Raw genomic sequence first — 11,595 nt, forward strand, 5'->3', positions numbered from 1 at the left:
CGGGTCAGGACAGGTCGAACAGGGTGGCGGCGCTGCCCCAGCAGACCGCGCGCAGCCAGTCGTCGCCCAGATCCAGCCGGGCCAACCCGGTCAACTGGTCGGCGTACGGGTAGGGGATGTTCGGAAAGTCGCTGCCGAGCAGCACCTTGCCGGCCAACCCCAGCTCGCGCAGCCGGGGCAGTTCATCGGCCGGGAAGGGGATGAACTGATCGAAGAAGGACGTGAACGCCATCGTGGTGTCCAGCCGGACCCGCTCGTAGCCCTCGGCGAGGTCCAGGAACGCCCGATAGTCCGGTGCGCCGAGGTGCGCCACCACGGCGGGCAGCCGAGGATGGCGGGCGAGCAGGGCGGCGAACTGCTCCGGCCCGGTGTGCGGAGTCCCCACCGGTGCGTGACCCGCGTGCACCACGACCGGCACACCCGCGTCGGACAGCATTCCCCACACCTGGTCCAGTGCCGGATCCGTCGGTGCGAAGCCGCCGACCTGCACGTGCACCTTGAACAGCCGGGCCCCACCGGCCAGCGCCGCCTCGACGTACCCGGGCGCGTCCGGTTCCGGGAAGAAGGTGGCCGAGGGCAGGCAGCCCGGGGTGGTCCGAGCGAACTCCAGCGTCCAACGGTTCAACTCCGCCGCCATGCCCGGTCGGTGGGGGTACGCCAGCGCGCTGAACGCCCGTACCCCGAGCCGGTGCAGGTACGCGACCCGCTCGGCGTCGCTCCACCGGTACCGGATCGGCCACTCGGTGCCGACCAGCGGGCCGGCCGCGTCGAAGTACGCCCACACCCGGCGTAGCAGGCGTGGTGGCAGGAAGTGCACGTGCACGTCGGCCAGCCCGGGCAGCCCCAGCGTGCGCCAGAAGTCCGGCACCCGCGCGTCGGCGGCTGGCGGTGGCTCTGGCGCCGCCTCGGTCATATCTCGATGTCGAACCGGCTCAGCACCGAGGGCGCGATCAGGCCGAGGGTGGCGAGCGCCGAGACGACGGTCAGGGCGATGCGCACCCCGACCACCTCGGCCTTGCTGCCGACACGCAGGGCGATGCTGTTCGGCAGACCGACCATCATCCACATACGCCGCTTGATCGGGATCGGCCACAGGATCGGCACGCCGGCTCGGGTGACCATGTCGCCGAGGATGTGCACGAAGCAGCCCACCCCCAGCGCGGTGCCGATCAGGGGATACCCGCGCCCGCCCGGGAGGTTGACGAAGGTGAACCAGGCCGCTCCGGCCGACGCGAGGGTCACGATGACCCAGCCGGCGCGCTCCGCCCACCTGTCGAACAGCCCGCGCAGGGCGAGGCCGAACATGAAGAACAGGATGGTGATCACCGCCCACTTGCCGTACGCGGCGCAGAGCGCGGTGGTGCCCCAGCCGATCAGCACGGTGAACGGCAGCGTGTGGGTCAGCGTCCGGTGCCCGTTGTTGCGGCGCGGGTCCTTGCTGAGCTTCGTGGCGTAGTAGACCCCCAGTGAGACCTTCTCCATCACCTCGGCGGCGAAGAGGGAGAAGACCCCGAAGGTGCGGGCCACGGTGGCCCCACCCTGGTTGCGGGTCACCTTGCCCGACATGTCGAGGTCGGGAAAGAGTGCGCCACCGGCGCACACCGCGGTGCCCACGGCCAACGCGAGCGGTGACTGGTGGTAGTCGGCGAACTGGTCCAGTGCCCAGGACCCTGCCAACCACACCGCCGCGCCAGACAGCGCGTGCTGCGGTCCCATCATCTCGGCTCACCCTCCCCAGGGATCTTGAGCGCCCAAAGCTACGCCACTGTAGTCAGCGCCGGCGCCGCAGGGGCATCACCCGGACGGTCCACAACGGACCGCGTCACAGGGCGGGGGTGAAGCTCTGCCGGATCATCGGCAAGTATGCCGCGTTGACCTGCCAGTCGAACTCTTTTGTCAACCAGGAGACGGTGTAGGAACGCTCAGCCGACGTGTTGGCCAGCAACCGGAAACTGTGCACCTGCTCGCCGGCGGCGTTCTCCCAGCCGCACTCCCAGACCGCGCCACCCTCGAAGATGTCCATCGCCGAGATGTCCACCTTGCGATAGCCGGGAAGCGAGCCGGCGGTGGTGAGTCGCGCCTCCTCGGCCTTCCAGTAGGCCACCGGGTCGGGCCGCGCCGGCCCCGCCTCCACGCTCAGCACCCGGGCCCCGTCGAGTTCCCGGAAGCAGGTCACCGCGCCCTCGGTCCAGCGCGCCCAGGCCACCGGCGCGGCGATCCGAAAACCGGTCGGGTCGTCGTGCCAGGTCCAGCCCTCACGCAGCCGGTACCGTGCGTCGGCCGGCGGCGACACCGACGCCACCGGCGTGGCCGCCGCCGGCGGAGGCGTCGAGCAGGCGAACGCGGCCGGCCTGGAGGTCGGCGCCCCGCCACCCGAGCCGGACGGTGGTGTCCGCTCGTCGTGGCGGTTGACCAGCGCCAGTGTGACGCCACCGGCGACGAGCAGCGCGGTGGCCGCACCACCCAGGGCGATCAGGCGCCGACGCCCGCGACGGCCGGGCCGGCTCGCCAGCTCTGCGGTCGGCGTCGCCGGAACGCCGAGCGGAGCCGGCGGGTCGAGCGGGTGGGGCGCGATGGCACGGCTCGCGCCGAGGACTGCCGCCACCGCCGAGGACCGGGGTGGCCGGGCGGGCTGCTCGGGGGTCGCCGCGGCGCCTCTCAGCAGCGGCTCCGCCTCGGCGGCGGTCAACCGTCGCCAGGGGTCGCGCTGCAACAGGCCGGTGAGGACAGGAGCCAACGGCCCGGCGCGGCGCGTCGGGTCCGGTGGTTCGGTGGCCAGCGCGCTGAGTGTCGCCATCGCGCTCGACCGGGCGTACGGCGACCGCCCCTCGACCGTCGCGTAGAGGGTCGCGCCCAGCGACCACATGTCGGTACGCGGGTCCGACACCCCTTCGCGGGCCCGCTCAGGGGCGACGTACTGCGGTGAGCCGAGCACCATGCCGGGCCCGGTCATCGCACCGTCGCCACCGTCGAAGGTGGCCAGCCCGAAGTCGGTGAGCACCACCCGCCCGTCGTCGGCCACCAGCACGTTGTGCGGCTTGATGTCGCGGTGCAGCACCCCGGCGGTGTGCGCGGCCCGCAACGCGGCGAGCACGGCCAGCCCGATCCGGGCGGTGCGCTGCGGGCTCAGGGGCCCCTCGTCGCCGATGATCTGCTGTACCGAGCGGGACGGCACGTACTCCATCACGATCCACGGGCTCTCCCGGTCGTGCACCACGTCGTAGATGCGCACCACGTTGGGGTGGTTGAGCCGTGCGGCGGTGCGTGCCTCGCGCAGGGTCCGCAGTCGCAGCCCCTCGCGTTCGGCCTCGGCCAGCCAGGACGGCGGCACGATCTCCTTCACCGCGACGTCGCGATGCAACATCTCGTCGCGAGCAAGCCACACCCGGCCCATTCCGCCGGTGCCGACCAGGTCGAGCAGCCGGTACCGACCCGCGATCAGCAAATGCTGCACGGTCGCTCCCCCTCGGTGACCCCGAGTTACACGATAGCCACCGATTCTGGCTTTATCATCCGCTGCGTGGCCTCGATCCACGCCAGACGGTGGTCCGTATCGTGACCATACGACGCAGGTCAGCGGGGTGGTCGGAAACTGTCTCGCACCGCCGTCCAGTCCGCGCCGGACCGGGTCCAGTCCCCGTCGTCGGTGATCCAGCCCAACGTCCAGCGGCTGGCCCCGACGACCTGTTGCCGGGCGTGCAGCCAGGCTCCGTACGGCGCCTGCCAGCGGCACTCCCACGCCGCTCCGCCGTCGCTCGCGGCAAGTCGGATCTCGTCGTACCCCGGCAGGGCCCCGGCCCTGGCCGCCGCGTCGCGGGCCGCCCGCAGCCGGGCCAGGGGATCGGCGGCACCGCCCTCGGCGACACTGAAGGCCCGGCCGGTCGCCGGGTCCTGGAAACACGCCACCGTGCCGTCGTGGGAGTAGTGCCACGTCGCCGGTACGGAGACCCGGAAGCCGGTCGCGTCGGCATGCCAGACCCAGCCGGGCGGCGGCCGGAACCGTTCGCCGGACGCCGGCGTGCCGACCGGTACCGGAGCGCCGACGACATCCGGGCGTACGCACGCGAACGGGGGCGGCGGGACGTCCCGCCCACCGGGCGGTGGGCCGGGCCGGCCGGGGCCGCCGGGGCCGCCGGGGCCGCCGGGGCCTCCACGGTCCGGCGGGCGGTACGACGGCGGCGCGGTGGACGAACTCGCCGTGTCGCTGGGCTCGTCGCCGGTGACGGCCAGCGCTGTGCCCACGCCGGCGGCGGCGGCCACCAGGAGCGCCACGACGACCAGCGCCCCCCGACGTGCCCTGGGCTGCCAGCCCGGTCGGGTGAGCACCGAGGCCGCAGGGGTCGGGCCCGGGTTGCCCGAGGAGGTGGGCGGATCAGGGTCGGGCAGCGGGACGGTGGGATCCTGGTCGGCTGTCGGGGCTCCGGTGAGCCGGCGGCTCGGATCCGCCGTCCGGTCCGCCGGGGCGGACAGCGGATCGGCGCGGCCGGTCGCCGCGGTGCTGAGCAACCTGCGGGCCCCGTCGTGGTCGAGGCGGTCGCGCGGGTCGCGACGCAGCAGCCCGGCGAGCACCGGCGCGAGCGGCCCGGCGTGCGGTGCCGGGTCGGGCGGCCCGGCGGCCAGTGCGCTCAGGGTGGCCATCGCCGTGCTGCGGGCGTACGGGGAGCGGCCCTCCACCGCGGCGTGCAGGGTCGCCCCGAGCGACCACAGGTCGGCGGCCACCGTGGACACCCCCTCGGCGGCCCGCTCCGGGGCGACGTACTGCGGGGAGCCGAAAACCATGCCGGGGCGGGTCATCGCGCCGTCACCGCCGTCGAAGGTGGCCAGCCCGAAGTCGGTGAGCATCACCCGCCCGTCGTGCGCCACCAGCACGTTCTGCGGCTTGATGTCGCGGTGCAGCACCCCGGCCGTGTGTGCGGCCCGCAGCGCGTCGAGCACGGCCAGGCCGATCCGGGCAGCTCGGGCCGGCTCCAGCGGCCCCTCGGCGTCCAGCACGTCCTGCAGGGTGCGGGACGGGACGTACTCCATGACGATCCATGGGCTGCCCTCGACCGGGATGACGTCGTAGAGCCGGACCACGGCGGGATGGTTGAGCCGGGCCGCGGCGCGCGCCTCCCGCAGGGTGCGCGAGCGCAGCTCGGCCCGCTCGTGGTCGGCGAGCCAGCTCGGCGGCACGATCTCCTTGACCGCGACCTCACGGTGCAGCATCTCGTCGCGGGCACGCCACACCCGACCCATGCCCCCGCGACCCACCAGGTCGAGCAGCCGGTACCGACCGGCGATCAGCACCTGCGCACGCTCCTCCTCACCGCGGTTCCGGGCTACACCCTAGCCAGCGGATCGGAAGTCACCTATCGGTCGTCCGACTCAGCTCAGCAGGCGGCGTGGTCGGCGCGGGCCAGCAGATTGCCCTCCGGAATGGAGATCCGGGTACGTTCGCCGGCCAGTCGGGTGGCGGCCCTCCGGGCCTGTAGCGGGCCGTGCTCCCGACGGGCCGCGGTGTAGCTGGCGGCGGTACGGGCCGCGATCGTGGCCCACCCGTACCGCTCGCCGACCATCGTTCGGGCCCGTCGGGCCACCCGGCGGGCGAAGACCTCGTCGCCGAGCAGTTGGCCGACCGCGCCGGCGAGCGCGTCCGGGTCGCTGTGCGGAAACGTCACCCCGGTCACGCCGGGCTCGACGATCTCGGCGAGACCGCCGGTGCGGGCCACGGCCAGCGGCGCCCCGGCGGCTGCCGCCTCCAGCGCCACCATGCCGAACGGTTCGTAGAGGCTGGGCACCACTGTCGCGTCGGTCGCGCCGAGCATCGCCGGCAGTTGGATGGTGTCGAGGAAGCCGGTGAACCGGACGGTCGAGCAGAGCGCCAGACGCCGGGCCTCCGCCTCCAACTCGGCGCGGTACGGGCCGTCGCCGGCGATCACCACGCGCAATCCCGGGTGCCGCTCGCGGAGCCGGGGCACCGCGTGCACCAGGTGCTGGACGCCCTTCTCGTAGACCAGCCGCCCGGCGTACCCGACCAACGGGCCGTCTCCGGCGAACCGCGCCCGGGCCGACGCGACCGCCCTCGGCCGGGCCCGCCAGGCTCGGCCGTCGACCCCGTTGGGCACCACGTCGACCTGTGCGGCCGGTACGTCGAACAGTGCGGTCACCTGCTCGCGCATGTACCCCGAACAGGTGATGACCCGGATGGAGGAGTTACTGAGCCAGTGCTCGACGCCGTGGATGGTGCGGTTCATCTCCTCCGGCAGCCAGCCCTGGTGCCGGCCCGCCTCGGTGGCGTGCATGGTGGTGACCAGGGGCAGGTCCAGGTGCTCGGCCAGGGTGATGGCGGTGTGGGCGACGAGCCAGTCGTGGGCGTGGATGACGTCGTAGGTGCCGGCTTCGGTGGCGCGTAGGGCGGTGCGGGTGAGGGTGTGGTTGAAGGCCATGGTCCAGGCCAGCAGGGAGCTGGTGGCGAGGGGGAAGGTGACGGGGTCTTCGGGGGCGCGCAGGATGCGGACGCCGTCGGCGTATTCCTCCAGGGGCGCGCCGTCGGCGTGCCGGGTGACGACGGTGACGTCGTGGCCGGCGGCGGCGAGGGCGACGGAGAGGGCGTGGACGTGTCGGCCGAGGCCGCCGACGAGCACCGGCGGGTACTCCCAGGACAGCATCAGCACCCGAAGTTGCCGGGCGGGGTGGATGCCGATCACGTGGGCGTCGGGTGACATGCGGCCCCCTCTGAATTGTCCCCGGGCGCGCGCCGACCGACACCGAAGTCGATGTCGCCGTCGCGTCTGGATCGGGGCCAATCCTGCCGGGATCGAGATAACCAGCGGCGACACGGCCGTTGCGGTCGTGTAAAGCGCTACTGGCCCTTTCGGCGCACCCGCAGCAGCTCGGCCACCGACCACGCCTGGAACGGGCAGCCGGTCGCGGCGTGCGGCGCGAGGCCGTCGGCCGTTTCGCTCACCGATCCTAACCCATATTCGGTCAGATGGGCTTCAATACCGACGAATGCATCATCGACTGACATCTTCCCCCGGCGACCGGCGTCCACGTACGGGCCGAGCAGCCACGGCCAGACCGTGCCCTGGTGGTAGGCCCCGTCCCGGTCGGCCGGGCCGCCCCGGTGCCGTCCCACGAACTCCGGCGAATCCGGGGCGAGGCTACGTGGCCCGAGCGGGGTGAGCAGCCCGCCCGCGATGCGGCGCAGCGTCACCTCGTCCGGCTCCATCGGCGCGTACGGCAGGGACCAGGCCAGCAGTTGGTTGGGGCGCAGCGCGTCGTCGTCGTGCAGGGCGGCCCCGCCCAGCGGGTACGCCGGCGCGGGCGCGTCCAGCACGTCGTGCAGCCAGCCGGTCGGCGCCGGGAAACGCTCCCGGAACGAGGTGGTCGCCTGCCCGTGCCGTCGCCACAGCTCGTCCGCGTCCTGTCCGGCCAGCTCGGTCAGCTCCGCGAGCCCGGCCAGCCCGTTGATCCACAACGCGTTGACCTCGACCGGCTTGCCGGTACGCGGGGTGACCGGGACGCCGTACACCCGGGCGTCCATCCAGGTCAGCGCGGTGCCCGGGGCGCCCTGGCTGAGCAGACCGTCGGCCGGGTCGACGGAGATCCCGTAGCGGGTACCGGCCACGTGGGCGTCGACGACCGTCCGCAGCGCGGGCAGCAGCTCGTCGCCGAGGTCGGTGTCACCGGTCACCGTGACGTGCCGGCTCACCGCGTGCAGGAACCACAGGGTGCCGTCGACGGTGTTGTACTCCACCCGACCGGTGTCGGCGGTGTTGGCCAACATCCCCTCGGACAGCGTCGCCGCGTACGCCCGCAGCAGCTCGCGCCCCTCGTCGGCGCGACCGGTGCAGAGGAACAACCCCTCGTACGAGATCATCGTGTCCCGCGACCAGGCCCCGAACCACGGGTAACCGGCCACCACGTCGACCGCCGTGCCCCCGGTACGCACCACGAACGCGTCCGCCGCCAGCGTGAGCGTCGCCTCGACCGGGTCCGCCGGCTTCGCCGTCGCCACCACCTGCCGGTTGCGCCGCCGGGCCGTCGACACGATCTCCGCGGCCGGCGGCGGTTCCTCGTCGAGCCGGCCGGCCCAGGCCCGCACCGACACCGTGTCGCCGGGGCGTTCCAGCTCGCCGACGAAGCGCCCCGCGTACCAGAGGTCCTCGTTCGGGTGCAGACCCCGGTTGGCCTCCTCGCGGTGGTGTACGCCCAGCCACCACTGCCCCTCGGGCGCCCAGCCCGGGCCGGCCAGCCGGTACGCGCCCTCGACCACCGCGCCGTCAGCCACCGGCTCGACCCGCGGGATCGGGCCGTCGGCCCGCCGTTCGCCGTGCGCGTCGCGCCAGGTGCAGGCGGCGGAGAGCTCCAACCGGACCGGCCCGCCGGCGACCAGCCGGTGCACCACCGCCACGCAGGAGCGACCGGGCAGCATGGCCAACTCCCGCTCGATCACCACCGCGCCGATGCGCCACCGCCACCGGGGCAGCCCGTCGGCCAGGTCGAAACGCTCCAGCAGCTCGAAGCCGCGCGGGTCCACGTCGCCGGAGGACCACTCGTGCGCGCCGAGCCGCACCCGCACGCCGGACGGCAGGGTGACCGCCGGATCGAGACTCACCAGTCCCACTCGGCGGGATGCCGGGGTTTCCCCGGGAACCACCAACAGACCGTGGTAACGACGCGTCCGCAGCCCCCCGACGGTGCCCGTCGCATATCCGCCGAGGCCGTCGGGCACCAGCCACTCCCGGCTGGCCGCGCTGGTCAGATCGCCGCAGACCTGCGGGCCGAAGTGAATGTCGATCAACTTTCCTCCACCGGCGGCGAGGTGTAACACGCCACGACGAGAATGGCCGCTGTGGTCAAGTACCGCGGCGACGTCAAAGATGTGCACGTGATCACTGACCGATCGTCCTCCGACGCCTCGCCACCCGACGCTGAGCGGCTCCGGCTCGCCCAGGCCGACTCGGGGGAGCAGGATTGGCGCGCATGGGGTCCCTATCTGTCCGAACGGGCGTGGGGGACGGTACGGGAGGACTACAGCGAGCACGGTACGGCCTGGGACTACTTCCCGCACGACCACGCGCGGTCCAGAGCCTACCGGTGGAATGAAGACGGGATGGCCGGCGTCTGCGACGACAGACAGACCTTCGCCTTCGCTCTCGCGCTGTGGAACGGCAAGGACCCGATCCTCAAGGAGCGGATGTTCGGCCTCGGCGGCGACGGCGGCAACCACGGCGAGGACGTCAAGGAGTACTGGTGGTACGAGGACTCCACGCCCACCCACTCCTGGATGCGCTGGCGCTACCACTACCCGCAGGCCGCCTTCCCGTACGACGAACTCGTCGCGGTGAACGCGTTGCGCGGCCGCGACGACACCGAGTACGAGCTGGTGGACACCGGGATCTTCGACGACGACCGGTACTGGGCGGTGACCGTCGACTACGCCAAGGCGTCCCCGACCGACCTCTGCATGGTGGTGACCGTCGCCAACCGCGGTGACCGGGCCGCGACCCTGCACGTCCTGCCCACCCTGTGGTTCCGCAACACCTGGGCGTGGGGCCTGCCCGGCGGGGACCGGATCCCCCGGCTGACCGGCCAGGGCACCCGGCTCGTCGGCGAGCACCGGGTGCTCGGCCAGCTGTTGCTGGAGGGCGACGGCGGCCCGGTTCCGCTGCTCTGTGACAACGACACCAACGCCGAACGGCTCTGGGGCCTGCCCGGCCGCTCGCCGTACCCGAAGGACGGCATCAACGACCACGTGGTCAACGGCGCGGCCACGGTCAACCCGGCGCGGGAGGGCACCAAGGGCGCGCTGCACTACGTGCTCGACGTGCCGGCCGGCGGGCAGCGCCAGATCCGGCTGCGGTTGACCCGTACCGCGTCGCCTCCGGCCGCCGCGCCGCCGCCCCCGGCCGACCTCAGTGACGGCTTCGAGGCCGTGGTGTGGGCGCGGCGGGCCGAGGCGAACCGGTTCTTCGCCGAGGTCATCCCGCCCGCCGCCACGTCCGACGAGGCGTTGGTGGCCCGGCAGGCCATCGCCGGGCTGATGTGGGGCAAGCAGTTCTACCACTTCGACGTCAAACGCTGGCTCGAAGGCGACCCGGGCTCCACGCCGCCGCCGGCCGGGCGCCGGCACGGGCGCAACAGCGCCTGGTGGCACATGACCAGCTTCGACGTCATCTCCATGCCCGACCCCTGGGAGTACCCCTGGTACGCGGCCTGGGACCTGGCCTTCCACTGCGTGAGCATCGCCCGGGTCGACCCGGGCTTCGCCAAGGAGCAACTGCTGCTCCTGCTCCGCGAGTGGTACCTGCATCCCAACGGGCAGATCCCGGCGTACGAGTGGGCGTTCGGTGACGTGAATCCGCCGGTGCACGCGTGGGCGGCGCTGAAGGTGTTCGAGATCGACGGCGGGCGGGACTACGAGTTCCTGGCCCGGGTGATGCACAAGCTGCTGCTCAACTTCACCTGGTGGGTCAACCGCAAGGACACCGGCGGTAACAACGTCTTCGAGGGCGGCTTCCTCGGGCTGGACAACGTCGGGCCGTTCGACCGCTCGGCGGCGCTGCCGGTGGCCGGTGTGCTGGAGCAGTCCGACGGCACCGGCTGGATGGCGATGTACGCGCTGAACATGCTGGACATGGCGATCGTGCTGGCCGAACACGACAGGACCTGGGTGGACACCGCCACCAAGTTCTTCGAGCACTTCGCGTACATCGCCGCCGCCGCGTACGAGCAGGGGTTGTGGGACGACGAGGACGCCTTCTTCTACGACGTGCTGCGCCTCGCCGACGGGACGAAGGTGCCGCTGAAGGTCCGTTCCGTGGTCGGGTTGCTGCCGCTGGCCGCCACCACCCGGCTCACCGCGAAGACCCTGCACCGCCTGCCGGAGTTGGGCGCCCGGTTGCGGTGGTTCCTCACCAACCGCCCGGAGTACGCCCAGGTGATCGGCACCCGCCGGCTGGGCCCGGACGGCCGCCAGCAGCGGCTGCTGTCCATGGTCGGCCCGGAGCAGGTGGTCCGGCTGCTGGCCCGGATGCTGGACTCCGACGAGTTCCTCTCCGACTTCGGCCTGCGTACGCTGTCCCGCGCGCACCTGGACAAGCCGTTCTCGGTCACTCTCGGCGGGCAGGAGTTCTCCGTCGGCTACGAGCCGGCCGAGTCGACCAGCGGCCTGTTCGGCGGCAACTCGAACTGGCGCGGGCCGATCTGGATGCCGACGAACTTCCTGCTGATCAGCGCGCTGCGTGACTACGCGGCGTTCTTCGGCGACGACCTTCAGGTGGAGTACCCGACCCGCTCCGGGGTGAAGTGCACTCTGGACGAGATCGCCGACGACCTCTCCGGCCGGCTGATCTCGCTGTTCACACAGGACGACTGGGGCCGACGGCCGATCTACGGCGCGTGCCGGATCTTCCAGACCCACCCGGACTGGCGGGACCTGATCGCCTTCCCGGAGTATTTCCACGGCGACAACGGGGCCGGGTTGGGTGCCTGGCACCAGACCGGCTGGACGGCCCTGGTCGCCGACCTGATCCTCACCCTGCGCCGCTGACGTCCTCGTGGAGGTTTCCCCAACCCCTGCTCGGCCGGGGTCGGCTGCTGGAAAGTAGC

Annotated in this window: 7 protein-coding genes; 1 reads left to right on the forward strand and 6 read right to left on the reverse strand. The window is 72.6% G+C overall.

Features of this window, described 5'->3' with window-relative positions; genetic code table 11:
- Window positions 1-4 precede the first annotated feature (4 nt).
- From ACQEUX_RS02335 to ACQEUX_RS02360, 6 genes are all read right to left on the reverse strand, one after another.
- Complete coding sequence (locus ACQEUX_RS02335; protein WP_433040360.1) at window positions 5-913, reverse strand: amidohydrolase family protein; 909 nt, start codon at window positions 911-913, stop codon at window positions 5-7.
- Window positions 910-1,719 carry a metal-dependent hydrolase gene (locus ACQEUX_RS02340; RefSeq protein ID WP_433040363.1) on the reverse strand — a complete coding sequence of 270 codons (810 nt, stop codon included), beginning with the start codon at window positions 1,717-1,719 and terminating at the stop codon, window positions 910-912. Before ACQEUX_RS02340 ends, ACQEUX_RS02335 begins: the two co-directional genes overlap by 4 nt.
- Before the next feature lie 103 nt (window positions 1,720-1,822).
- Window positions 1,823-3,394 carry a protein kinase domain-containing protein gene (locus ACQEUX_RS02345; RefSeq protein WP_433049539.1) on the reverse strand — a complete coding sequence of 524 codons (1,572 nt, stop codon included), beginning with the start codon at window positions 3,392-3,394 and terminating at the stop codon, window positions 1,823-1,825.
- 179 nt (window positions 3,395-3,573) lie between these two features.
- Window positions 3,574-5,286 carry a protein kinase domain-containing protein gene (locus ACQEUX_RS02350; RefSeq protein ID WP_433040366.1) on the reverse strand — a complete coding sequence of 571 codons (1,713 nt, stop codon included), beginning with the start codon at window positions 5,284-5,286 and terminating at the stop codon, window positions 3,574-3,576.
- Between the two features lie 83 nt (window positions 5,287-5,369).
- Window positions 5,370-6,704 carry a glycosyltransferase family 4 protein gene (locus tag ACQEUX_RS02355; protein ID WP_433040369.1) on the reverse strand — a complete coding sequence of 445 codons (1,335 nt, stop codon included), beginning with the start codon at window positions 6,702-6,704 and terminating at the stop codon, window positions 5,370-5,372.
- A gap of 137 nt (window positions 6,705-6,841) precedes the next feature.
- On the reverse strand, window positions 6,842-8,785 hold the full coding sequence (locus ACQEUX_RS02360; protein WP_433040372.1) for an amylo-alpha-1,6-glucosidase: 1,944 nt from the start codon (window positions 8,783-8,785) through the stop codon (window positions 6,842-6,844).
- A 42-nt stretch (window positions 8,786-8,827) separates the two neighbouring features.
- Here ACQEUX_RS02360 and ACQEUX_RS02365 point away from each other — a divergent pair, with 42 nt between their 5' ends.
- Window positions 8,828-11,536, forward strand: coding sequence for an MGH1-like glycoside hydrolase domain-containing protein (locus ACQEUX_RS02365; protein WP_433040375.1), 2,709 nt, complete (start codon window positions 8,828-8,830; stop codon window positions 11,534-11,536).
- Window positions 11,537-11,595: the final 59 nt, after the last annotated feature.

This window comes from Micromonospora sp. CA-259024 (assembly GCF_050936255.1).
Lineage (GTDB): Bacteria > Actinomycetota > Actinomycetes > Mycobacteriales > Micromonosporaceae > Micromonospora.